Source organism: uncultured Acinetobacter sp., from assembly GCF_947626835.1.
Lineage (GTDB): Bacteria > Pseudomonadota > Gammaproteobacteria > Pseudomonadales > Moraxellaceae > Acinetobacter.
On the sequence record NZ_CANQTS010000018.1, the window covers coordinates 1 to 23,837 of the forward strand.

Genomic DNA, 23,837 nt, shown 5'->3' on the forward strand with positions numbered 1-23,837 from the left:
ACTCTTAATCTCATAAGAGTCAAGCACTATCTTAAAGTAATTTAATCAAGCGCTGCTGATGGAGGGCGATTATAGATAGTTTTTTCAGTTAAACAAGCCCTAAAACAAAAAAAGATAACTAAAAGTGATTAATTGAGCATTTATTCATCATTTTTAGTATTTTTAAAGGCGGCAATCATCTTTTGATCAATTTGAGCACTCATTTTTTCGGGATGATTAAGTTCTTGGTACTTCAAACTGCGACAATCAATGTATTCACAATAAGCATGCTCGCCTTCAAAGACCTGATCATCTAATACAACTCGATAACTAAAACTTCCAACAAAGCCTGCACCTAACCCAAATTTAAAATCTCCACGACTTTCACCTGCAATGTGAACAACTCTATTGGCATCTTTAAGTTGCCAATGAAAATTACGCGGCAAATACATGCTGTGATGATTAGGTGTTTTCACTAAAGGATAAACACGATCAATATGTAGTTCAACATGCTGATCATAAACTTGGACTTGATCAGACGCAAAGTCTTTTAGATATAAACGCGAATACAAGATTGAATTAAATTGATCCCTTAATTGCAACACTATGATTTGCTGTGTATCACTTAACTCAATAAGCTGATACACATAAAATGCAAACGGCAAATACGCAAAATTGATACTGCGTGCATATTCGAGTACCCCGCGTTGCTCAATCGGATAAGTCTGTCCTGCATAATGTAATTGTCCCAGGCATTGGCAAGATAATGACCAAAATTGCCCTAACGACCAAGGCAACTGATAAAAACACCGTCCTGAATCTAAAGTTTTAATGTTCAAATCAAGGCTAAGCTCATCATCATGACGTGTGAAACGCACATGAGGCAAATGGCCTGACAAGATTTCACGTCCATCAAAGTTAAATAGGCTGTTCTGATATTCAAATTGTTGTTTTATATCGTAAGCATGAAAATGCCCAACGCTGTGCATACTGGTACTGACCAACACTGTTGCTACATCAAGAGCTTGGATGATATTAAGATGAGATTGCTCAAAAATCGGGGCGCGTGGCTGACCGATCAAGCTATAAAAATTAAGATAATGTAAGGGTGCAGGGAGATTGGGGATTTTAAGTGCTTGATGAATAATTTTATAACGCCCTTGTTGGGCATGTAACTGCTCGGGGCATGTAGGAGCCTGATTAAATTGTTTAGCACGATTAATTAAATCCTGAAACAACTGCATATCAAGCTCCTTTTCTTGCTATGCCACCGGGTTTTTTCTCGCCATAAAGGTGGTAACAAAACCCGATAATGCATAAATCACAGAAAGTACCAAAATACCCACAGGGATATTATACGTGATGGCTGCCAAGATAAATACAGCAATCGGTAACACCGCAAATGGCACACGCTTACGATCTACAGTTTTAAACGAATAGTATTTAATATTCGAGATCATCAATAAACCGGCCACCACAATAGACACTGCATTTAAGGTCTGCACACCGATATCACTTAAATCAAAGATTTCAGGGGTATTTAAACCCACCCAAACCAAAGTCACCATGATGATGGCGGCGAGTGGACTTGCCACTCCAATAAAATAGCGTTTATCGACCACGCCAATTTGCACATTAAAACGTGCTAAACGAAACGCTGCACAGGCGGTATAAACAAAACAGGCGGCCAAGCCTAAACGACCAAGATCATTTAAGCTCCAACTGTACATTAAGATTGCAGGCGCAACCCCAAAAGCCAGTAAATCTGAGAGTGAGTCAAATTGTTCACCAAACGCACTTTGTGCACCAATGGCTCGTGCCACACGCCCATCTAAACCATCCAACAACGCTGCCACAAAAATTGCGTAAATGGCTTGTTGGAATTCGCCATTCATACTGGCAATAATTGAATAAAAGCCTGATAACAACGCTGCGGTTGTAATCAGGTTCGGCCACAAATAGATGCCACGACGTTTCACCTTTTGCCCTTCTTGAGTTTGTTCTTCTTCCACCACTTCAAAGGTAATCCCATCATGATCGTGATCTTGAGAACTATATTCTCCTTCAGGCTTCGATTGATTTGTCATTATTTTCTATCCTAAATGTAACCGTGTATCTCTAACTCAAGAGTTGGCGGCTTATTCGCCAACCAACCAACGTACTGCTGCGTGACCGCCATTTTCACTCATACGTAAATGTGGGAATAACCACTGTAGAGCTTCATCGGCATCTTGAGAGAATTTCCAAGGTGGATTGATCACCAACAAACCACAGCCATTTAAGCCCACTGGTGTGTCATCTGGCCACACACATACTTCACAGACCAACTGACGACGAATACCAGTTTTAAACATTTTCTTTTCAAAACGTTCAATCATGGCACGGTCTTTAATGGGGTACCAAATGGCAAAACAACCTGTAGGCCATTTTTTATAGGCTGCTACAATCAATTCTACCAACTGTGGGAAATCCTTACGTTCAACTTCGTAAGGCGGATCAATCATCACTAGACCACGTTTTTCTTTAGGTGGGATTACACCTAATAAGCCTTCGTAGGCATCGCGCTCGTGCAAACCTGCACGGCGGTCACGAATGTTCATGTAAAGCTGTTGAAACACATCACGTTGCATTTCAAAAATCGTGGCTTTATCCGTTTCACGCATGCCTTCTAAAGCAAACCACGGCGAACCTGGATATGCGCCTTTGCCTGAACCTTCACGCATTTTTTCAACAATATCTAAATACTGTTTTACACCTTCAGGCGCATTGCGTTTAATTGAATCATCTAGCTTCACCAAGCGATGAATGCCGGTGAGGAACTCACCTGATTTTTGTGCAGCTGAGGTTGATAAATCATATTTACCCGCACCGCCATGCGTATCGATATAACGATATGGCTTATCTTTTTGATTGAGGCGAGTCAAAATCTGAAGCAATAAAACGTGCTTCATGACATCGGCAAAGTTGCCTGCATGGAAATGGTGTCGGTAATTCATGTTTCTTTCATTCCTAAGATCAATGCATATTTTAGCATGAAAAAGTATTTCTTTCCGAGCCGATTCTTGCTCTAGAATAGCTCACCTCTTTTTATCATGTCGCGTGAGTTGATCTATGCAAGTTGCACAACTGCCGGTTCATTGGAATCTAGAACGTATTTTAGATGATTTAGATGAACATGGTTTTACGTTAATTGATGCTGCTTATTCAGAACAATATCAACAGGCTGTGGTGGGCGAATGTTTACAGCATTTACAGCAATTTCGCCACGCGGCCATTCAAAATGGCGTGGTCAGCAATATTCGCAGCGATCATATTTTATGGTTGAGTCCTGAATTTAAAATTGCCGATCAACACAGTCAGACCTTATTGGCATTAGCACAGCAACTGAATCGCGCTTTTTATTTAGGGATTAAAGATGTAGAGGCGCATTTTGCCTGTTATAACGCAGGCGAATTTTATGCTCTGCATCGTGATAACCCCCAAGGTAAAAATGGCCGTATGATTTCCAGCGTTTATTACTTACACCAAACTTGGCAGGATGATTTTGGTGGTCAGTTACGCTTACAAGACAAACATGGCGCTTGGCATATTATTCAGCCTCAGCCGAATCGTATTGCCTTGTTTCAAAGTGATTTATTGCATGAAGTTTTACCTGCGCAACAGCAGCGTTTATCCATTACCGCTTGGTTACGTAGCGACCACAGTAGGCTTTAGTGCTTTAAATTTTTAAAAGCAGCCTCATAATAGCTAACACACTGCAAAAAATTTGAGGAATCCGCCAATGCGTATGACCACCAAACAGATTATTCAACGTATTGGTGAAACAGATCAATTGTTCTTACAAGGCAATACTCCTGAGCTTGCCTTAGAACGTGGCGATCTACGTTTACAATTGGTCACTTTAAGCCGTGTGACCCAAGAGCAGCATCACTTTTTACAAGAAGCGATTGTACTGCTTGAACAAGGTCGGGTGGAATTTGAAGAAATGCCACTAGATACCTATCTCAATTTATCGCTGCATTTGGCCAAAGCCTATATGTTGTATTTTGAGCTTACCCGCGAACAGCGTTATGCCCTGATTACTCAACAAATCATGAAAGCTTTAAGTCATGCCGATCATGGTGATGTGTTGTTCTTTTTAGCATATGCTTCGGCTGTGAAAGAAGAACCTGCTATGACGCGTCATTGGTTAACCAAATACAGTAAGCGCAAAGACTTTGACTTTGAACTGGTACAGCAACATCCTTGCTTTAGCGCTTATCGCGAACAAGAATGGTTTGTACATTTGTTAAAGCAAAAAATGCACTAAAGAAAATGCCTCAGTTGAGGCATTTTTTATGCAGTTTGTAATTTGTAGGCATCCATATGCAATTGTTGATTGAGTTCATCGACCCAAATCGCCCAATCATCATCTTGCACCAAATGGCTAATCAGTAAAGCACGTTGACCTTTGTTCCAAAATGCTGCGTCATGCAAAGACACTGTGGCAGGCAATTGATGGGTACGCACATATAATTCAATGGCAGCAGGACTATTCGCTAAGCCAAGTTGTGCAAATAGCAGCTCTAAAGATGGTTTATTTTGCATGATGAGCGCCTCTTATCAGTTTATCTTTAATTTATTATTTCTATAACTTATAAGAAAGATCTAAAAAAACCTAGTGCTTAGACTAGGTTTCTTGTTTCAAATTGTACAATATTTAACTAATTTTCTTCGTTATCGTGCTGATGCAATAAGGCATTGAGTTGATCGACGACAATCGCCCAATCATCATCTTTTTTCCAATGACTAATAATAAAGTCATGTTGCGACTGGCTCCAAAATGGCGCTTTATGTAAGGGCATGTTTTGATCAAGTTGATGATCTTCAATAAAAGCGTCTATGGCAGCATCGCTACTGTCTAGACCAAGTTGCTCAAATAAAAGTGTTAAAGTAGGTTGTTCATCAAACATGCGTTGGGTCCTTTTTTTGTTTTGTCAGACTCTACCCTATCCTTGTTAGAGAGTTGCTTCAGCTATAACAGCTTTGCAAGATGTTATTTTTTGTACAAAAAAAGCACCCCAAATGGAGTGCTTTTTTAATTTAGTTTAAAACTAAATTAGTTCAACATGTCAGCAATTGCTGCACGTTCTTCTTCAAGCTCATTTAGAGTGAAGTTGATACGCTCACGGCTGAATTCATCGATTTCAAGACCTTGAACGATTGTGTACTCGCCATTTTCGCAAGTTACAGGGAAACCGAACATTACGCCTTCAGGAATACCGTAAGAACCGTCAGAAGGGATACCCATAGTTACCCATTCGCCGTTTGTGCCAAGCGCCCAATCGCGCATATGGTCGATTGCAGCGTTTGCAGCAGATGCAGCTGAAGATAAACCACGTGCTTCGATGATCGCAGCACCACGTTTACCAACAGTTGGAAGGAACACATCTTTGTTCCATTCACCATCGTTGATTTTATCTTTTAAGCTTTCGCCGTTTACAGTTGCAAAACGGTAGTCAGCATACATGGTTGGAGAGTGGTTACCCCAAACTGTCATTGTTTTGATGTCAGATACTGCAACATTTGCTTTTTGAGCAAGTTGAGTTAACGCACGGTTGTGGTCAAGACGTAACATTGCTGTGAAGTTTTTCGCAGGAAGGTCAGCAGCAGATTTCATTGCAATGTAAGCATTCGTGTTAGCAGGGTTACCTACAACAAGAACTTTAACGTCACGGCTAGCAACTTCATTAAGCGCTTTACCTTGACCGATGAAGATTTCACCGTTTACTTTAAGAAGATCAGCACGTTCCATACCAGGACCACGTGGACGTGAACCTACAAGAAGCGCGTAGTCAGCATCTTTAAACGCAACTTTAGGATCATCAGTACCGATCATGCCCGCTAAAAGTGGGAATGCACAGTCATCAAGTTCCATCATCACGCCTTTAAGCGCTTGTTGAGCTTTCTCAACAGGAATTTCTAATAATTGAAGAATAACTGGTTGGTCTTTACCCAACATTTCACCGCTAGCGATACGGAATAATAGGCTGTAACCGATTTGACCAGCAGCGCCAGTAACGGCAACGCGAACAGGTTGCTTCATGTAATTATCTCCAATTGAGGATCGTCATCATAATGATTAAATAGCAGTTGTATTTAATCTTAATAAGCATAAACGGCAAAGATTGTACTCCAATACTTTGACAGATGCATGTAAAAGGCAATGCATTTCACCAAAAGTATGATAGGAAATATAAATAAATTTGCCAAAAAACTCAGTAGGCGCCTTTTATGTAATAGTGACTTGGGCAATTTGACTGCACATGGGCAGGACAAGCCTTATATTGACCATTGGGCTTATAACACACCCGAATTTCTGTTAAATAGGTCATTTTACGCTGCTGCTGACACTGAAAATGAATCGCCTTAGCCGGCAGTTGTGGGTTTAACTTCATAAAACGTTGCTGAATATAGGCCGCCGACACTTGATAGGTTTCTGCATGAGACAAATCATTGGGCACTGTTAAACGATCGGCATAGTTAATGACGATACGAAAATATTGACTGGCATTCATGGCAACACAACCCCCAATACTACGCCATAAATGCAAGCGTGCCCCTTCATCTGGCATTACGCGTGCCACAACTTTAGCTTGTAATAGCGGTAAAGTTGCTGAAGAGCTGCTCTGACACTGCGCAGATATTTTTTCAGGGTACAAACCTGCAATGTTGAGTGAGTAACCCTCTAAACATTTACGTTTTTTACTGTCGTTACTATTTAAAGCACACATCGCAGGAGTCAGATGAACATGCATCACATAGCCGGTCGCAGGTGTACCAGCATATGCATGGACACTCCAACTGTAATACAGCATTGCCCCGAGGCCTGACCAATATTTTACAGCATTCATTCTCAAACCTATGGACTCACCATACGCATTGGGATCGTTGGCATACGTTGACTCAGTGGTTTTGACCCTTGACCTAACAATGCTCCATAATGTGTGGCATTGGTCATCACATGTTTGACATAGTCGCGGGTTTCTAATAAAGGAATCGATTCTGTATATTGATCAGCAGCTAAAGCCTGTTGTTCCGGCTGCCAACGGCGCGCGCGATTTGGTCCTGCATTGTAACCTGCTGTGGCAAGCACTGCATTTTGACTCAATTGCTTTTGAATCATGGACAAATAAAAAGTGCCATAACGTAAATTGGTGTTGGGGTCAGTTAAGGCCGCGGGGTTATAGGTTTCGCCCATATTTTTAGCCACTAATTTTGCAGTATCTGGCATGATTTGCATTAAACCACCAGCACCTACATGTGAGCGAGCTGCGGTATTAAAACGACTTTCTTGGCGCATTAAGCCATATGCCCACGCCGGATCAATCCCTGCACTATAGCTATGCTGAGTGACTAGATTTTTGTGTGGCATCGCATAACGATAATTATAGTTATGTTTTTGCTGGGTACGATCTGCGGCATAAATAGCACGATCATACCAACTCATATCGGTGGCGCGTTTGGCAGCTGCTAAGAGTAAACCATCATCTTGCTTTAAAACTGCTTGGCGCACTGCCCAATTCCACTCACGATTGACATAACTGTCATTGGCACCAATCTGACGCAAATTAAAGGCACGATTAAAGTGAATATCTTGACTTAAACGCAGGACATCGCTTTGACTTGGCTCCACACTTAAAGGAATCTTAGCCGCTTCACCTACACGCTCTTTGGCGAGTAGATTATGGTAATCATCACCTTGTGCTAAGCGTTTATAAATTTCTTGAGCTACACGTTTAGATTGACTATCACCACGTTGCTCAGAGGCACGTGCTAGCCAATATTGCCAACGATCTTCTTGGCGTTGATTGACACTCATGCCATCAATGGCACGAATCACCCCTTCCCAATTGCTAAAGCGAATCGCTTGACGGGCATAAATTTCAGCTTCTTCTGGGCTAAAAGGCAAACCATAACTGGCATCTAAATACTGAACCACTTCCGGCTTAAAATTGTTTTTCATCACCGTAGTGCCACCAATGTACCCCACGGCACGATATAAAGCGCGCTGCACATCTTGAGGCACACCCTCGGCTGCACGTTGTACAGAAGACAAGGCTGTCTCTAAGTTAGTATCGGCTAAACGACCCATGGCATAAACCAAATAGGCATGATCGGCAATGCTCGCCTTGGGAGCTGACCATAGATAATTGAGTGGATTGGCTTGAATTTGATTGAGCTGTGCTAAAGATAAACTTACATTCATACTTTGCGCTGTGGCGATGGCTTGACCGGCTTGCCCTGCACGCAATTGTACCCATAAACGCTGCTCACGATCTTTGATTGTCATCAATGGGCTCGATAGCATCATACGTCCTAAGCCATTACATGATTCAGGATGAGTGTTGGTGGTCAACCAGACATCTTTGAATTCCGCAAACACCAGAGGATCACCCGTTTGGGCACGCACTTGAGCAATCGCACAGCTTTCGGCTTGATCGGCATTATTCACATACTGCAGCACAGGCGCAGCACTTACAAAGTCGCCTTGCTTGACTTTTTCTTCCACATAATCGGCACTTAATTTTTCAGCCATCGCAGAATGAGGATAACGCTGCGCAAAACTCATAATGGCATGTGGACTTTGGCTGACCAAATTACGGTTAAGCAACCAATATTCAGGATAATAACCCAACACGTCATTTTGCATCGACACTTGGTATTGTCTTAACAATTCGGTGTTACCCGCGTTGGCAGCGCGTAGTGCATCATGAAATTGCTCGTCTGCAGCTGAAGCACAGCCTGCCATTGCCAAGGCCACGCCGCCTAATGTCCATTTTAAATGTTTTGTCTGTGTGCTAAAGGTAGACATACGCTGCTGCTTGATCATGTGGGTATCGCCTGAGTTATTTTACTCATCATTTTGGTTAGTTTAATGAGTCTGAATCGCATCTTGTGTTGAGTTGTGTAACCTGATGATTACGCACTATTAATTTTCAGACATTTTTTTTCCATAAATCAATCTGATGCCAAAGCCAATTAGCGCTGTCCGTTTGCCAAAATTTCCTGCTAAAATATGCGCCTTTCGTTTCGCATGCATGGCTGGGTAATTTTGCCACATTCTGGGTTTATATCCCAAATGCGCCGTGCTTTATTTGCTTATTATTAGGAGCCTACATGACGGTTCAAACCTTCACTCCTTCTGCTGCCCCAGCTGCCTCAGAAAACACTGTTACCCAGCCACAGCACACCTTAGTCGATGGATCAGTCAAAAAACTGTATATCGAAACCCAAGGGTGTCAGATGAATGAGTATGACAGTCATCGTATGGCAGATCTGTTGGGCGACTCACACGGTTATGTGCTGACCACCGACCCTAAAGATGCCGATATTCTACTCATGAATACCTGTTCTATTCGTGAAAAAGCCCAAGAGAAAGTGTTCTCAGAGCTTGGACGTTGGCGTAAGCTCAAAGAAAAGAATCCTGATTTAATTATTGGTGTCGGTGGCTGCGTGGCATCGCAAGAAGGCGATAACATTCAAAAACGTGCCAACTATGTAGACATGGTATTTGGTCCACAGACTTTGCACCGTTTGCCGCAAATGCTTGATCAACATTTTGATCAAGTTGAAAAGCCGAAAAAAGACAAAATTAAGTTAGTTGATATTTCTTTTCCAGACATCGAAAAATTTGACTTTTTACCTGAACCTCGTGTGGAAGGTTATAAAGCCTTTGTGTCCATCATGGAAGGCTGTTCAAAATACTGTTCATTCTGCGTGGTGCCTTATACCCGTGGTGAAGAAGTCTCACGTCCTTTAGATGATGTCTTGGCTGAAATTGCCACTTTGGCTGAAAAAGGCGTGCGTGAAATTTCGTTATTGGGTCAAAACGTCAATGGTTATCGTGGCGAAACCTTCGATGGGCAGATTTGTACCTTTGCCGATTTGTTACGCCTTGTTGCAGAAATTCCGGGCATTGGGCGTTTACGTTACACCACGTCGCACCCACTTGAATTTAATGATGATCTCATTCAGTGCTACCGTGATTTGCCACAAATGGTGTCGCATTTACATTTGCCAGTGCAAAGCGGTTCAAATGCTGTATTGCAAGGCATGAAGCGTAACCACACCATTGATGTATATATTGAAAAGATCAAAAAATTACGTGCCGTGCGTCCAGATATGCATCTATCCAGTGACTTTATTATTGGCTTTCCTGGTGAAACCGATGAGCACTTTGAAGAAACTTTCCAATTCATCAAAGACTTAGATTTTGATCACTCTTATAGCTTTATCTATTCAAAACGTCCGGGTACACCCGCATCAGAACTTGAAGATACCACGCCTGAAGAGGTGAAAAAAGAGCGTTTAGCCAAAGTTCAACAATGGATTAAACGTTCAAGTATTGATAAAACAGATGCCATGCTCGGTACTATTCAACGTGTCTTGATTGAAAAAGTCTCTGATAAAGATCCTAATCTGTTGGTGGGTACTGCCGATAACACGCGTTATGTGACGTTTATTGGTGATCCGTCATGGGTGGGTCGTTTTGCTGAGATTGAAATCACCGAAATTAAAACTTTAAATTTAGTTTATGGTGAGCTCTTGAATCTTGAGCCTGACGTGGCGTAATGTAAAGCTATTGCCCTATCAGCGATCTCAAAAGGAATTCTCTTGACTGCAACGATTCGACGTACAGTAAATTTTCCCGGCATTTCAATGGACCGCCTACAAAATATGCTGGGTGCATATAACGGTCACTTGAAGCAAATTGAACAACGATTAAATGTACAAATTTCTCATCGTGGTGACAGTTTTTTTGTCGATGGGGAAATTGCAGCAGTCGAAAGCACCGAAATGCTGTTGCAAAGCTTGCATGATGAAGCCGAAAGCCAACCGATCAGTGCCAATACTTTGCATATTATGATCCAAGGCAGTCAGACCGATCGCGAGCTACAAGAGGATGCTACAGAAGATAACGGTTTAGAGCATGTGTGGTTACAAACCCGTAAAGGGCGTATTAACCCACGTGGTGCAAACCAAAAACGCTATGTGCAACGTATTTTACAAAGCGACATTTCATTTGGTATTGGTCCGGCAGGTACAGGTAAAACCTATCTTGCCGTGGCTGCTGCCGTGGATATGTTAGAACGCAATGAAATTCAGCGTATTTTATTGGTGCGTCCTGCGGTTGAAGCCGGTGAAAAACTTGGGTTTTTACCCGGCGATTTAACTCAAAAAATCGACCCATATTTACGTCCATTGTATGACGCTTTATATGAAATGCTCGGTTTTGAAAAAGTCGCCAAACTGATTGAACGTCAAGTGATTGAAGTTGCGCCCTTAGCCTATATGCGTGGTCGTACCCTCAATCATTCATTTGTGATTTTAGATGAAGCACAAAACACCACACCCGAACAAATGAAAATGTTTTTAACGCGTTTAGGTTTTGGTTCGCGTGCTGTGATTACCGGTGACGTCACGCAAGTGGATTTACCGCGTGGTCAACAATCAGGTTTGGCACATGCCTTACGAGTCATTGATAAAATTCCAGAAATTCATATCACGCGTTTCCATTCTCGCGATGTGGTGCGTCATCAATTGGTACAAAAAATTGTTGAAGCCTACGAAGGATGGGACAGTGAGCAGCAACGCTTAAGCCGTGCTGAGCGTGAACAACGCAAAGCCCTACAACACGCCTTAGTTGCAGACAACGATGCTAAAGCTGATCAGCAGCATCAAGATAAAGATTAAGGATTTGTTTTGAAAATCAGTCTCTCGCTACAACAAGAATTTAACGCGCCTGAGCTTAGCTTAAAGCGCGCTTATATCAAAAAGGTGGTAGAAACCACACTACGCTATATCCAAACCCAAAGTGATTATGATATTGGGATCGCCTGTGTAGATAAGCCAGCCAGTCATAAACTCAATTTAGAGTATCGCCAAAAAGACAAACCCACCAATGTGTTGTCTTTTCCAAGTGATTTACCCGATGAAATGGCAGCAGTCTTAGACAGCTTTCCGATTGGCGATTTAGTGATTTGTATTCCGGTAGTGCTTGAAGAAGCCATTGAGCAGAACAAAGCACCGCTTGAACATTTCACCCATATGTTGGTGCATGGTACGCTGCATTTGATGGGCTATGACCATGAAACTTCAGATGAAGAAGCTGAAGAAATGGAAGCTTTAGAAATTGAGATTTTGGCTAAATTGGGGCTTGCTAATCCTTATTTAGAACAAGATTAAAAACCAGCGAGCTTCGGCTCGCTTTTTTATTTGACTTCAAACTCTGCATGCGCAGGGTCAAAACGCCATGTACGTACCACTCTTAATTCTTCAATGTCTTTTAGTCCTGCATCAAAGCGTGGAAAAGGTGCAGCTTTACGTACCGAAGCTTTGGCAGCTTCATCTAGCACGGCGTAACCTGAACTTTCGAGCAAGCGTAACGCCATAATTTTCCCGTTACTTGCCAAAATCACCATTAAGCGCACTTCACCTGCCAAGCCCAACTGTTGTGCTTCTAACGGATAGTCACGGTTGCCATAAAATTCAACTTTTTTACGAAATTTTTCTAAATAGCCTGCCGCAGGATCAGCTTTGGCATGAATGCCATTCACGGTTTTGATTTTTTGTTGGCGGCTAAAATTTTGCTGTTGTTCTAAATATTCGGCTTCAATACCGGCAATCATCGCGGCTTGCTGTTGATATTGACTCTGCAACTGGTCAACTTTTTCTTGTACCCGATCTTGTTGGTGCTGCTTTTGCCAACTTAAAGTGGTCATTAAAATCTGTTGATCATGACTAGACGTGGACTGTGCTTGTTGTTCAATGGCTTGGCTTTGGGCTAAATGCTGACCTTGACTGCTATAGGTTTGACGATCAGGGCTTTGGCTGGCAATACGATGCGCTTCACGAAATGTACCTGCGCCTTGTTGATCAGCTTGGGCGAGGAAATCAGCATGCTCAATTTGATCACTGCTTGGACGAATACTAATGGCGATTTCTTTAACGGCTTGATCGGGTGTAGTCGGCATGGCAAATTGCACCGAAAGCAAGACCAAATGCAAGATCACAGCACATGCCACCATCATCATAAAGAGCCGATCTTGCCACCATGGCTGCTGTAAGGGTGTCATTTTTTTTAGCATACATTAAACCGACAAAAAGCCTAATTCCCTAAAGTGCAGAAATACAGTATAAGAACAGCATAGCCACAGATATTTTTATAGATTACAGCACATTATTGTAGCCTAAAACCTTAAGCAGAATTTTGCTACACTCAAAAAATTATCGACATTGTGACCGACAGCTAGGATGCCCATTATGCAATCACTCATAAACAATATTTCTAACCGCCTTCGCCAAGTGTACCAAAAGGCTGAAGGATTTATTGAAGATGAGCGTGAGTTCGCGCTGTCGCAGGTGTTTTTAAATGCTACTTTTCAGCGTTTTGTGACCGATAATGTTGGGCTACTTAAAGATTTACATGCCGATTTACATGATGATTGGCTACGCTTATATGCCTCAATTGATGTGAAAGGCATGCAATTGACCTTGTCGGTGGATTTAAAACTGCTGCAAATGGAACTCAATAAGAGCAAGCAATTGATTGTCTTTGAGCAAATTAGCAATACACAGATTTTAGATGCCAAATATCCAAATCTGATGTACCAATGGGGCGTACAAAGTGCCTTATTCTTCTATCATAAAGTGTTAAAAAAAGACCCTTTAGGTCCAATTTTGCAAAAGTTTGAAGTGCTCGAAGTGAAAGATGATTTGCTGTATTTGGACTTAAACCGTTGGTTGGGTAAAAACCGCTCCATCATTGACACCTTAAGTAAGGTCAATATCAATCATGCTGAATTACGTGAAGCGCAAATTGTGGTGATGGGCAATGTCAACTTAATGGCCTTAATGAACAAAATGTCTGAGGAAGAAAAAATAACCCAACCGGCTGAAGTCATTAGCACTGACAATAGCGTGACCCCGATTAAGCAAAAATAACTGCTATTTTTTGCACAACTCGGTGGCATAACCTACATAAAGCTACAGTTTTCGCTCAAATCACAATTTTTTATCCATAATCTAAGTGCATAATATTATTTGTATAAATATTATGCATAGGAAATATTACTTATGGCGACTTCACTTAAAAAACTGCTGCTTACAACACTGAGCGCTTCTGCTTTGCTGTTTACTGCCCACTCAGCTTTTGCCATGAGTCCATTCCAAGCCACTTACCAATTTAGCTATAACGGCAAAAATATGGGCTCAGCAACACGCAATTTAGCTCGCTCAGGTAACACATGGACCTATGTATTTAGTGCCAAAGCCGGTGGAATTGCCTCAGCATCTGAAACCAGCCGTTTTACCTTTAACAATGGCAAAATTGGTTCATCAAGCTTTAGCCGTACCAGTAAAATTTTAGTGCACAATAACAGCATGAGCATCCAATTTAATCCGAGCAAAAAACTGATTAATACTAAAAAAGATGACAAAGCACGTTCATTTGCATGGCAAGCGGGTGTATTAGATGAACTCAATGCTGAATTACAGTTGCGTGAAGATTTAAAAGGCTCAGGTTTAAAATCAAGTTATTTAATTGCCGATGCCAAAGAAGTTGAAGCGCGCCGTTTTACCAAACAAGGTAGCGAACGTATCACTACCAATTACGGCACTTTTGATACGGTAAAAGTGATCTTAAAACCAAGTAAACCTAATCGTAGTACCATTTTTTGGTTAGCACCTGAACTTGACTATTTACCGGTTAAAGTCACCCATCAAGATGGTAAGACCTCTTATGGTTTATCCTTAACTGGCTATCAAGGTCCTCGCAATTAACACTTGCATTTTTTGGGGTGCTTTTTACAATAGCCATTTGCTTAAATGAGCACCCACTCCTTAGAGGATACTCCCCGTGCATGCACTAGAACAGAAAATCTTGGCTGAAGGTATTGTGCTCTCTGATCAAGTTTTAAAGGTCGATTCATTCTTAAACCATCAGATTGACCCAAAATTAATGCAACAAATTGGTCAAGAATTTGCGCGTTTATTTAAAGATGCGGGTATTACTAAAATTATTACCATTGAAGCGTCAGGTATTGCCCCTGCGGTGATGGCAGGTCTGGAACTTGGTGTGCCGGTGATTTTTGCACGTAAGTACCAATCTTTAACTCTAAAAGATGACTTATACCGCTCAAAAGTATTCTCTTTTACCAAGCAAATTGAAAGCACCATTGCCATTTCAAATAAGCATATCAGTGCCAGCGACAAAGTGCTTGTCATTGATGACTTCTTAGCCAATGGTCAAGCTGCACTAGGTTTGGCTGATTTAATTCATCAAGCTCAGGCTGAAGTGGTGGGTATTGGTATTGTGATTGAAAAATCATTCCAACCAGGCCGTGATATTTTGCTCGAAAAAGGCTACCGCGTAGAATCATTAGCGCGCGTTAAGTCACTTAGCAATGGCAGCGTAGAATTTGTTCGCGATTAAGCGAAATTTAAAAAGAGCGCTTAGGCGTTCTTTTTTTGTTTAAATTTTATACCCCATCTTGATAACACAATTTAGGCATACACTTTTTGTGCATTGTTCTTTATTATTTCATGTCTGTTGTTGTTTTAAATGTTTATGGAAGAACCTATGCAGTGTCCAAAGTGTGGTAGTGATCAAATCGAGCAACGTGACCATGAAGGTGGCTTAAAAACCGCAGGCAGTTGGCTTGTGGCATCAGCAGGTGCCACCGCAGGTACAGTGGGTGGCGCAGCAACGGGTGCTTCAACAGGTGCGGCAATTGGCGCTGTGGCAGCCGGACCTTTAGGTGTGATTGTAGGTGGCACCATTGGCACATTTGTGGGCGCGATTACCGTGGGTGTCACTGGTGGTGTGTTGGGCAACTTATTGGGCAAAAAAGCCGGTGTGATGGTTGATCGTAACTTATTTGCAGATTTTCGCTGCTTAGCTTGCAAAAAGCGTTTTAAAGCTGAAGTGAGCGCTCAAGATTCCTCAACAGATCAAAAAAAGTGAGTCTAAGACTCACCCTTTATTAAGCATAGAGCTTTTTTGCTAGCTGTGCTAAGCGTTTCCCTTGCTCAATACACAAGGCTTTTTCATCTGCACTGATACTCATATCATGTCGTGCACCACTGACATGACTGACGCCATAAGGCGTGCCACCTGTTTTGGTATTAGATAATGCCGGATGATCATTATTTAAGCCTAAAATAAGCATGCCATGATGAAAAAGTGGCGGCAACATACTCAGTAAAGTACTCTCTTGACCGCCATGCATCGAACCTGATGAAGTAAATACACACGCAGGTTTATCATGTAATGCACCGCTTAACCATAAACTGGTGGTTTGATCCCAAAAGTATTTCATCTCAGCCGCCATATTGCCAAAACGAGTGGGTGAGCCTAAAGCTAAACCGGCACAATTGGCCAAATCCTCTAAAGTGCAATAAATATCGCCCTCATCAGGGATACTCGCTTGCGCTTCGTTCACCACAGTCGCAACGTTCGGCACCGTACGAATTTTAACCTGCACACCTTGGGCTTCAATACCATCGGCAATCAAATGGGCAAGCTGTTTGGTTGCGCCATATTTACTGTAATACAGCACCAAAACATAAGGCTGATTTGTCATAATAAAGCTCAAAAAAAGAAAACTATACGGTATTTTTAGCCATTTTTGGTTAAGCTTATGGCGAAAAATGGACAAACGTATTAAAAAAATTGAGATGTCTTGCCTATGTTAGAAAAGTATTTAAAGAAACTGCCCTTCTACGATCACACTTGGTTTCAGTTTACGTTATTTGTGATTCGTCGTTTTGAAGCAGATAAATGTCGCGATCAGGCAGGCTCACTGACCTATACCACCTTGTTTGCTGTTGTACCGATGCTGACGGTATTTTTGGTGATTATCTCATCCATTAAAGCGCTTGAACCAGCACGACAACAGATTCAACAGCTGATTTATAGCAATTTGTTGCCTAAAACCACCATCGCCTTTGATAAAGCCTTAAGTGCCTTTGCCGATAAATCCAGCAATTTAACTGTAATTGGCGTGTTGTTCTTATTTGTCACCACCGTAATGATGCTGACCAGCATTGAAACTGCATTTAACCGTATTTGGCGGGTGCAAGAAACCCGTGGCGGCATTATGGGCTTTATGCGTTATTGGACCATTATTTCGCTTGGCCCCATTTTATTGGGCAGTGCGTTTGTGATTTCATCTGCTGTGGCTTCAATGAGCATTTTAAGCAATAACTTTGCCGGTTATGAATTAAATGGTGCCTTTGTACTGTGGTGTATTTCCTTTGGCTTAACGTTACTTGGCTTTTTTATTTTGTATTGGACCATTCCCAATCGTAATGTTCCAATCAAATCTGCTTTGGTGGCGGCAACATTTAGCGCCATTGTCTTTGAGGCCTTAAAAAATCTGTTTGGTTTTGTGATGTCTAATTTCACCAGTTATGAGTTGGTCTATGGCGCTTTTGCTGCGGTACCGATTTTCTTATTGTGGATTTATCTGTCATGGAACATCATTTTATTGGGTGTTGAGGTCAGTTTTGCCATGACGGCTTTTAACTCAGAAAAAGAACAAAAACGTCATCCGCTCATTATGTTGCTTGATGTGTTGGAATTATTCTATCAAAAACAAAAGCTAGGCAAGCCTGTAACCGAAGCCCAAGCGCTTGAAGTCTTAGGACGTGAAGAAATTGGCTACTGGCCGATCTATGTAGATTTAATGGAAAAACAAAATCTGATTCAGCGTACCGACAACAATGACTATGTACTGTCACGTAATTTAAATGAAGTGAATTTTTGGCAGTTTTACAGCCAATTGCCGTATACCTTGCCACAGCGTAAAGATGTGGGCAATATTCACCCTGATGATGAATGGATGAAAAAATTAGGCCCAGCTTTAATTGATGCCGATGATTATTTGGCAGCAAAGCTCTCGATTCCTTTAGCAAAAATCTTAGATGGTGATTGAGTTTTAACTTTTGAGCCTAAAAAAAGCGCCACATGGGCGCTTTTTTTAATTATCCGTTGCAAAGGCAATATCGGTGAGTCCGGCTCTACTCGCCCGAGACATCACCTGTGCAACCATATCATAACGTGCTTCTTTGTCGGCTTTTAAAATGACCGTCGGCTGACGCTCAGCTTGACCGGCATCTGTTAAGCGTTGCTCTAATTCAGCAAGAGTCACCACTTGATCATCCCAAGCCACATCGCCATTGGCGTTGATGCTGACTTGAATTTGCTCAGGTGGTAAATCAACAATTTCAGCAGTGGTTTGTGGCAAGGTTAATGGAATTGATGGGTTAGCAACAGTGGCTGTCACCAAAAAGATGATCATCAATACCAACATAATATCGATAAGCGGAATGAGGTTCATCTCATTCATGCCTGCATCGTTGTCTTCACCCAATTGAAAAGCCATTAAGCTTGACCTCCCACTAAACCTTTTTGCGCAACACTTGCTTCAGTTTTAACGCTACTGTCTTGTTGCAACATGGTATCAATCAGCAAGCTATGTGCATGATCTTGTAATTCGTTATTTAAAGTTTTATTAAAACGCATGCAGATGTTGTAGGCAATCACCGCAGGAATCGCCACAGCCAAACCAAAACCAGTCATGATTAAAGCTTCACCCACAGGCGTTGCCACTTGGGCTAAACCAGCTTGACCGCTTTTACCGACCGCCACAAGTGCATGAAAAATACCCCATACTGTACCAAATAAGCCGACAAATGGCGCAAGCGATGCAATGGTACCTAATACCGATACACCTTTGTCTGCAGAGGCACGTTCTGCTGCAATTTGACGTAATAAAGCTTGTTCAGCCACCGCTTTACGTTGTTCAAAATTTAACGGTGCACACTTGGCTTTTAAACCCGATAAGGCCGTTGACAATTGAGCATATGCAATCTGTTTAAGCTGACGTGTACCGATTAAACGCAGTACAAATACTGTCCATGTTGCAATAGACATCGCCAATAACACGAAATACAGCGTTTTACTGACCGCATCTGCATGTTCCCAATACACTGAAAAGTTCATATTCGAACTCCTAATAAATGTTAGCCGTTAGGATTCAACGTTAATTCAAATGGTTGCGAAGCCGAAATCGGATAAGCAATACCATTTTCCTTATATGGTTTGAATTTTGCACTCATTACAGCGCGACGAATTTTTTCATCTAAAGCTGGAATGCCACTCGATTGAGTCACACGCGCAACTTTAATATTCCCTTTTTCATCCGCTTCAATCAAGACCACAATACGACGTGTTTCGCCTTGTAGGTCTCGGTTATTGTATTGCGGTTTTGGCGAACGACTCCACTGTACTCCAGAACCACCAATCGACACTGATTTTGGTGACGGCGGCGCAGGAGGTGGAGCCGGCGGCGCAGGTGGTGCTGGCGGAGCAGGAGGCGCAACTGGTTTAGGCTCAGCCACGACCACAGGTGCAGGTTTTGCCACCACTTTGGTTTCTACCACAGGTGCAGGCTGTGCAACGGGTTGCGGTTTTACTTCAACAGGTTTCGCCACAGGTTTTGGTGTTTCTGCTTTTTTAACTTGTTCCACTTTTTCCACTTTCTTTGGTGGTGGTGGTGTATCTACAATTTTGACTTCTTTAGGTGGCGGCGGCGGTGTTGGCTCTACTTTTGGTTGTGGTGGTTCAGGTTTAGGCGGTTCTTGAATCTTTACAAAACGAACCTTTAGCGGCTCTTTTTCTACCGGTTTGAGCTCAGGCGTCTTCATATGGGCTAAACCCCATAGCACAACAGTATGACCCAAGGCCACAGCCACGAGTGCCGTAATGATTTTCTTTTTCATCGGGTGTGGTGTTTGAGGGCTTAGTGTAGACATCTGACTCATAAGAATCTGTTACCTTGAAACTGCACAATAAATTAAAACCTAATCTAATGCACTTATCCGTTCATACAATTAAAGTGGCAACATGATAAATGAGAAGTGTTTTCATTTGCAACCCTTAATTACATCATGTGCATAGATTTTTCAAATCATCAAGCCAAAAAAAGGGTCTACTTTATGTACACCCTTTTTTGCTAAGCAAACTTTAATTATTGAAAAACGACAGTTTTGTTGCCATCTACAATAATGCGGTCTTCTAAATGCCATTTAACAGCACGCGCCAACACATTACGTTCAACATCTTGACCTAACTCACGTAATTGCTCAACGGTAAAGTCATGGCTCACACGTTCAACATCTTGCTCAATAATCGGACCTTGATCTAAGTCAGCCGTTACATAATGCGCAGTTGCACCAATGAGTTTAACGCCTTTTTCATACGCTTGCTTATAAGGGTTAGCACCCACAAATGCTGGTAAGAATGAATGGTGAATATTGATCACTTTCATTTCCCATTTCGCAACAAACTCTTCGTCAAGAATTTGCATATAACGTGCCAATACTAATAAATCGTTGCCTTGCATCAATTCATCAATTTTGTCATAAGCTTCACGTTTGTTGTCTTTAGTCACTGGTACCACTTCAAATGGAATACCAAAGTTCTCTACCGATTCACGCAAGGTTTCATGATTCGACACCACTTTAGTGATTTCACAAGGTAAGCCACCACGTGCATGACGCCAAAGCAACTCAAGCAATGCATGATCTACTTTAGACACTAAAATGCCGACCTTCTTCACATCGCTCACTAATGCTAAGCGCCATTGCATGTTGTAGCGCTGTGCAACATTGGAGGCAAAGGTCTGTAAAATGCTTTCTTTGCGGCTTTGTAAATGATCTAACTCAAACTCAACACGCATGAAATAACGTCCGCCTTGAGCTTCGGTTGCATATTGATCAAGCGCGGTAATATTTGCTCCTTGATGATACAAAAAGCTCGATACAGCCTGCACGATTCCTGGCTTATCTTCACAAGTAATCAGTAAACGTGCTGTGTTAGCAGTACTCATATTCATGGTGGTTGATCACACTCGTAAACTAATAAAAAAAGTAAGCCGAGCATTCTAACGCGTTTACTGAGCTTTCTAAATAGTAGATTAGGTCTTAGGGCTTTGAGGCGTTGAAAGATGAGCAAATAATTGTGATGGACCTAAACTGTGCATCAAGTTTTCGTAGGTGGTTCGACTCTCACCGCGCAAATAAGCCCCTTCTAAAAACAACATTTGGCGTAGTGCTTGCCAGACCCACTTTTCTTCTAAATGATTAGAATCGCTCAAATGCCCCGACATATATAAGAAGTTGGTCCAATTGGTCAATACAATCCACAAGTTAATGGTCAGCGCTTCAATTTCAGAATCGGTCATTTCCATTAAACCTGCTTGCACAAAAGCTTTATAAATCTTTTGTCCCTGCTGCATAACTTTATTGGCAAATTCAGGATACATGTGTTTAAAATCTTCGTTGTTTTCTACCAAGTGATACACATCACGATGTAAAAAACGATAAGCCCACAATTGACTACTGAGCACTTGAAAATAGCCAATTTTATCATTGGCATCTAAAACACGATCTTCAGGCAGTGCAAGCATCTGCAGGGTTTGCTGCTGATACTGTGCCATCAGCTCTTTGATAATTTCATTCTTATTACGAAAATGATAATACAAATTGCCCGGACTCATATTGAGTTCAGCTGCGATATGATTGGTGGTGACTGAACGTTCGCCACGCTCATTAAACAATTGCAAACTTAACTGCAAAATCCGCTCTTTGGTTTTCAATGTTTTTAAATGAGACATGCGCTAAACCATTTTCAAAAAAATAACCACGTAGACAACATAAAGCTGCTTGACAATTAGAGTAAATACTCTAAAAATTTTACTATTGCTTTCGTTTTATGGTATCACGTCATGAACAGTCAAACAAAAACAACGTCGATGACCGCTCAACGTTTTAATTTACAGCATTTACAAGATATTTTAGCACTGCAAAAGCAGGCGTATTTGCGTCATCCTTTGTCAAGTGCCCATGAGCGTATAGAACGTTTGGCTCGTTTAAAACGTATTTTACTTAAATACCAAGATCAGTTTGCCGATGCCATTAACAAAGACTATGGCAATCGCTCAATTGGTGAAACCAAAATTGGCGAGCTACTGACCTGCTTAGAACAAATTAAATATTATTCCAAGCACATCAGCAAATGGATGAAACCATCTAAGCGTCGTATTGCACTGATTCACCAACCCGCCAAAGCTTGGGTGGAGTATCAACCTTTGGGCGTGATTGGGATCATTGCTCCATGGAACTATCCACTTTTACTGTCTATTGGGCCATTAATTTGCGCGTTGGCGGCTGGTAACCATGCCATGATCAAAGTTTCAAGCTCATCCAGTCATTTTGGTCGGGTGTTAGAACGTGCTTTATCAGAAGCCTTTCCACAAGATTTAGTGGCTGTGGTCAATGGTGGCGGAGCAATTTCAGATGCATTTTGTCATTTAGCTTTTGATAAAATGATTTTTACCGGCTCAACGGCAGTGGGTAAAACCATTATGAAAGCGGCTGCTGAAAACTTAGTACCAGTAATTTTAGAGTTGGGCGGTAAATCACCTGTCTTGGTACATGCTTCAATGAATATTCAAGATGTGGCCGAGCGTATAGCCGCAGGAAAACTGTGGAATGCAGGTCAAACCTGTGTCGCACCGGACTATATGTTCTTGCCAAAAGGCAAAACTGAAGCCTTTATTGAACACTTTAAAGCTTATGTGAGCAAAATGTATCCAAGCTTTAAAGACAATCAAGATTACACCGCCATTATCAATGACAAACAGTACCAACGCTTGCAAAATTATCTTAAAGATGCGCAAGAAAAAGGAGCTAAAATCATTGAAATCTATAAAGAAAAAGAAGATTTAAGCACCACACGAAAAGTGGCACCCACCTTGCTCACCCATGTCACTCAAGATATGCAAATTATGCAAGAAGAGATCTTCGGGCCGCTCTTGCCGATACTAGAATATGAACAAATTGACGATGTAATTGACTTTATTAATAGCCGTCCGCGTCCACTTGCATTATACTACTTCGACTTTAACCGCGCTCGCGCGAATTATGTCGCGCAGCGTACCCATTCAGGGCACTTTGGACAAAATACGGTGATTACCCATGTCGCACAAGATGATCTGCCTTTTGGTGGCGTCGGTGCATCTGGTATGGGAAAATATCACGGTCCTGAAGGTTTCTTCAGTTTGTCGCATGAACGGTCGGTAATGTCGAATCCTAAGCTGTATAGTTTAAAATTTATTTTACCGCCCTTTAATAAGCCGATTCATAAACTGATTTCGAAGCTTCTATTGCGTTAAGTGATTAAGGCATAACCTATCAGACAGGGTCATGCCTTGTTTTAGTCAAAATCGCTTGTCTTTTAAGCGCATTTTTGATATAAAACGCCCCTTGAATGAATTCATCCTTTATTTTTGACTGGCCAAACAGATTTGCTGTTGGCTAAATCATTGGAGTTACACCATGTCTAAGGTTTGCCAAGTTACCGGCAAGCGTCCAGTCGTTGGTAACAACGTCTCACACGCCAACAACAAAACTAAACGCCGGTTCGAGCCGAACCTGCACCACCACCGTTTCTGGTTAGAAAGCGAAAAACGTTTTGTACGTCTTCGTTTAACCACTAAAGGTATGCGTATTATCGATAAATTGGGCATTGAAAAGGTTGTTGCTGATCTTCGTGCTCAAGGCCAAAAGATCTAAGGAGTCCTTACAATGCGTGATAAGATTCGTCTAGTTTCTACAGCTGGTACAGGTTACTTCTATACCACGACTAAGAACAAACGTACTATGCCGGAAAAAATGGAAATCAAAAAATTTGATCCAAAAATCCGTCAGCACGTAATCTTCAAAGAAGCTAAAATTAAATAATTTTAGTT

The 23,837-nt window shown here is 41.7% G+C and carries 28 protein-coding genes; 13 read left to right on the forward strand and 15 right to left on the reverse strand.

Features of this window, described 5'->3' with window-relative positions:
• Positions 1 to 140 precede the first annotated feature (140 nt).
• From Q0Z55_RS08240 to rlmJ, 3 genes are read right to left on the reverse strand one after another with little or no spacing between them, the layout of a single operon-like run.
• Positions 141 to 1,223: a DUF6670 family protein gene (locus tag Q0Z55_RS08240; protein WP_297426888.1), complete on the reverse strand. Its 1,083-nt coding sequence runs from the start codon at positions 1,221 to 1,223 to the stop codon at positions 141 to 143.
• Between the two features lie 18 nt (positions 1,224 to 1,241).
• The gene (gene pssA / locus Q0Z55_RS08245; protein ID WP_297426890.1) at positions 1,242 to 2,066 is read right to left on the reverse strand and encodes a CDP-diacylglycerol--serine O-phosphatidyltransferase; all 825 of its coding nucleotides are present in this window, start codon (positions 2,064 to 2,066) and stop codon (positions 1,242 to 1,244) included.
• Positions 2,067 to 2,117: 51 nt separating this feature from the next.
• Entirely contained in the window at positions 2,118 to 2,975 is an 858-nt protein-coding gene (gene rlmJ / locus Q0Z55_RS08250; protein ID WP_297426894.1) for a 23S rRNA (adenine(2030)-N(6))-methyltransferase RlmJ, read from the reverse strand.
• Positions 2,976 to 3,090: 115 nt separating this feature from the next.
• On the opposite strand from rlmJ, the gene Q0Z55_RS08255 reads away from it, so the two are divergent.
• Both Q0Z55_RS08255 and Q0Z55_RS08260 read left to right on the forward strand, forming a co-directional pair.
• Positions 3,091 to 3,693: a 2OG-Fe(II) oxygenase gene (locus Q0Z55_RS08255; RefSeq protein ID WP_297426898.1), complete on the forward strand. Its 603-nt coding sequence runs from the start codon at positions 3,091 to 3,093 to the stop codon at positions 3,691 to 3,693.
• A 67-nt stretch (positions 3,694 to 3,760) separates the two neighbouring features.
• Positions 3,761 to 4,288, forward strand: coding sequence for a hypothetical protein (locus tag Q0Z55_RS08260; RefSeq protein WP_297426900.1), 528 nt, complete (start codon positions 3,761 to 3,763; stop codon positions 4,286 to 4,288).
• A 26-nt stretch (positions 4,289 to 4,314) separates the two neighbouring features.
• Here Q0Z55_RS08260 and Q0Z55_RS08265 read toward each other — a convergent pair whose 3' ends face one another.
• From Q0Z55_RS08265 to Q0Z55_RS08285, 5 genes are all read right to left on the reverse strand, one after another.
• Complete coding sequence (locus Q0Z55_RS08265; protein ID WP_297426904.1) at positions 4,315 to 4,566, reverse strand: DUF2789 family protein; 252 nt, start codon at positions 4,564 to 4,566, stop codon at positions 4,315 to 4,317.
• Between the two features lie 116 nt (positions 4,567 to 4,682).
• Entirely contained in the window at positions 4,683 to 4,931 is a 249-nt protein-coding gene (locus Q0Z55_RS08270; protein ID WP_297426907.1) for a DUF2789 family protein, read from the reverse strand.
• A 146-nt stretch (positions 4,932 to 5,077) separates the two neighbouring features.
• A complete protein-coding gene (locus Q0Z55_RS08275; protein ID WP_297426910.1) occupies positions 5,078 to 6,064 on the reverse strand; it encodes a malate dehydrogenase in 987 nt (328 codons plus the stop codon).
• A gap of 172 nt (positions 6,065 to 6,236) precedes the next feature.
• Positions 6,237 to 6,872 (reverse strand): ribonuclease I, encoded by a 636-nt coding sequence (locus Q0Z55_RS08280; protein WP_297426912.1) that lies wholly within the window; start codon positions 6,870 to 6,872, stop codon positions 6,237 to 6,239.
• 8 nt (positions 6,873 to 6,880) lie between these two features.
• A complete protein-coding gene (locus Q0Z55_RS08285) occupies positions 6,881 to 8,770 on the reverse strand; it encodes a lytic transglycosylase domain-containing protein (RefSeq protein WP_297427008.1) in 1,890 nt (629 codons plus the stop codon).
• Between the two features lie 368 nt (positions 8,771 to 9,138).
• On the opposite strand from Q0Z55_RS08285, the gene miaB reads away from it, so the two are divergent.
• The 3 genes from miaB to ybeY are packed head-to-tail and all read left to right on the forward strand — an operon-like array spanning position 9,139 to position 12,207.
• Positions 9,139 to 10,593, forward strand: coding sequence for a tRNA (N6-isopentenyl adenosine(37)-C2)-methylthiotransferase MiaB (gene miaB, locus Q0Z55_RS08290; RefSeq protein WP_297426915.1), 1,455 nt, complete (start codon positions 9,139 to 9,141; stop codon positions 10,591 to 10,593).
• Between the two features lie 42 nt (positions 10,594 to 10,635).
• Positions 10,636 to 11,715 carry a PhoH family protein gene (locus Q0Z55_RS08295; RefSeq protein ID WP_297426918.1) on the forward strand — a complete coding sequence of 360 codons (1,080 nt, stop codon included), beginning with the start codon at positions 10,636 to 10,638 and terminating at the stop codon, positions 11,713 to 11,715.
• 9 nt (positions 11,716 to 11,724) lie between these two features.
• Positions 11,725 to 12,207: an rRNA maturation RNase YbeY gene (ybeY, locus tag Q0Z55_RS08300; RefSeq protein WP_297426921.1), complete on the forward strand. Its 483-nt coding sequence runs from the start codon at positions 11,725 to 11,727 to the stop codon at positions 12,205 to 12,207.
• 26 nt (positions 12,208 to 12,233) lie between these two features.
• Here ybeY and Q0Z55_RS08305 read toward each other — a convergent pair whose 3' ends face one another.
• Positions 12,234 to 13,109, reverse strand: a complete 876-nt coding sequence (locus Q0Z55_RS08305; RefSeq protein ID WP_297426924.1) for an energy transducer TonB — start codon at positions 13,107 to 13,109, stop codon at positions 12,234 to 12,236.
• 175 nt (positions 13,110 to 13,284) lie between these two features.
• On the opposite strand from Q0Z55_RS08305, the gene Q0Z55_RS08310 reads away from it, so the two are divergent.
• The 4 genes from Q0Z55_RS08310 (at position 13,285) to Q0Z55_RS08325 (ending at position 15,985) form a co-directional block, all read left to right on the forward strand.
• On the forward strand, positions 13,285 to 13,965 hold the full coding sequence (locus Q0Z55_RS08310; RefSeq protein ID WP_297426928.1) for a hypothetical protein: 681 nt from the start codon (positions 13,285 to 13,287) through the stop codon (positions 13,963 to 13,965).
• A 132-nt stretch (positions 13,966 to 14,097) separates the two neighbouring features.
• The gene (locus Q0Z55_RS08315; protein ID WP_297426931.1) at positions 14,098 to 14,802 is read left to right on the forward strand and encodes a DUF3108 domain-containing protein; all 705 of its coding nucleotides are present in this window, start codon (positions 14,098 to 14,100) and stop codon (positions 14,800 to 14,802) included.
• A gap of 76 nt (positions 14,803 to 14,878) precedes the next feature.
• Positions 14,879 to 15,454, forward strand: coding sequence for a xanthine phosphoribosyltransferase (locus Q0Z55_RS08320; protein WP_297426934.1), 576 nt, complete (start codon positions 14,879 to 14,881; stop codon positions 15,452 to 15,454).
• A 147-nt stretch (positions 15,455 to 15,601) separates the two neighbouring features.
• Positions 15,602 to 15,985 (forward strand): hypothetical protein, encoded by a 384-nt coding sequence (locus Q0Z55_RS08325; protein WP_297426936.1) that lies wholly within the window; start codon positions 15,602 to 15,604, stop codon positions 15,983 to 15,985.
• Between the two features lie 19 nt (positions 15,986 to 16,004).
• Here Q0Z55_RS08325 and wrbA read toward each other — a convergent pair whose 3' ends face one another.
• On the reverse strand, positions 16,005 to 16,604 hold the full coding sequence (gene wrbA, locus Q0Z55_RS08330; RefSeq protein ID WP_297426938.1) for an NAD(P)H:quinone oxidoreductase: 600 nt from the start codon (positions 16,602 to 16,604) through the stop codon (positions 16,005 to 16,007).
• Positions 16,605 to 16,709: 105 nt separating this feature from the next.
• Here wrbA and Q0Z55_RS08335 point away from each other — a divergent pair, with 105 nt between their 5' ends.
• Complete coding sequence (locus Q0Z55_RS08335; RefSeq protein ID WP_297427011.1) at positions 16,710 to 17,957, forward strand: YihY family inner membrane protein; 1,248 nt, start codon at positions 16,710 to 16,712, stop codon at positions 17,955 to 17,957.
• Positions 17,958 to 18,002: 45 nt separating this feature from the next.
• Here the strand turns inward: Q0Z55_RS08335 and Q0Z55_RS08340 are convergent, their stop codons facing one another.
• From Q0Z55_RS08340 to Q0Z55_RS08360, 5 genes are all read right to left on the reverse strand, one after another.
• Entirely contained in the window at positions 18,003 to 18,407 is a 405-nt protein-coding gene (locus tag Q0Z55_RS08340) for a biopolymer transporter ExbD (protein ID WP_297426941.1), read from the reverse strand.
• The gene (locus tag Q0Z55_RS08345; RefSeq protein ID WP_297426944.1) at positions 18,407 to 19,027 is read right to left on the reverse strand and encodes a MotA/TolQ/ExbB proton channel family protein; all 621 of its coding nucleotides are present in this window, start codon (positions 19,025 to 19,027) and stop codon (positions 18,407 to 18,409) included. The genes Q0Z55_RS08340 and Q0Z55_RS08345 overlap by 1 nt, the downstream gene beginning before the upstream one ends.
• Positions 19,028 to 19,047: 20 nt before the next feature.
• Positions 19,048 to 19,839: a TonB family protein gene (locus Q0Z55_RS08350; RefSeq protein WP_297426947.1), complete on the reverse strand. Its 792-nt coding sequence runs from the start codon at positions 19,837 to 19,839 to the stop codon at positions 19,048 to 19,050.
• A gap of 215 nt (positions 19,840 to 20,054) precedes the next feature.
• A complete protein-coding gene (gene purU / locus Q0Z55_RS08355; protein WP_297426950.1) occupies positions 20,055 to 20,921 on the reverse strand; it encodes a formyltetrahydrofolate deformylase in 867 nt (288 codons plus the stop codon).
• A gap of 81 nt (positions 20,922 to 21,002) precedes the next feature.
• Positions 21,003 to 21,701 (reverse strand): TetR/AcrR family transcriptional regulator, encoded by a 699-nt coding sequence (locus Q0Z55_RS08360; RefSeq protein WP_297426953.1) that lies wholly within the window; start codon positions 21,699 to 21,701, stop codon positions 21,003 to 21,005.
• Positions 21,702 to 21,812: 111 nt separating this feature from the next.
• Between Q0Z55_RS08360 and Q0Z55_RS08365 the strand changes: the two genes are divergently transcribed.
• The 3 genes from Q0Z55_RS08365 to rpmG all read left to right on the forward strand — a co-directional run bounded on the left by Q0Z55_RS08365 (position 21,813) and on the right by rpmG (position 23,829).
• The gene (locus tag Q0Z55_RS08365) at positions 21,813 to 23,261 is read left to right on the forward strand and encodes a coniferyl aldehyde dehydrogenase (RefSeq protein WP_297426956.1); all 1,449 of its coding nucleotides are present in this window, start codon (positions 21,813 to 21,815) and stop codon (positions 23,259 to 23,261) included.
• 163 nt (positions 23,262 to 23,424) lie between these two features.
• On the forward strand, positions 23,425 to 23,661 hold the full coding sequence (gene rpmB / locus Q0Z55_RS08370) for a 50S ribosomal protein L28 (protein ID WP_000048256.1): 237 nt from the start codon (positions 23,425 to 23,427) through the stop codon (positions 23,659 to 23,661).
• Positions 23,662 to 23,673: 12 nt separating this feature from the next.
• Complete coding sequence (gene rpmG / locus Q0Z55_RS08375) at positions 23,674 to 23,829, forward strand: 50S ribosomal protein L33 (protein WP_003654787.1); 156 nt, start codon at positions 23,674 to 23,676, stop codon at positions 23,827 to 23,829.
• Positions 23,830 to 23,837: the final 8 nt, after the last annotated feature.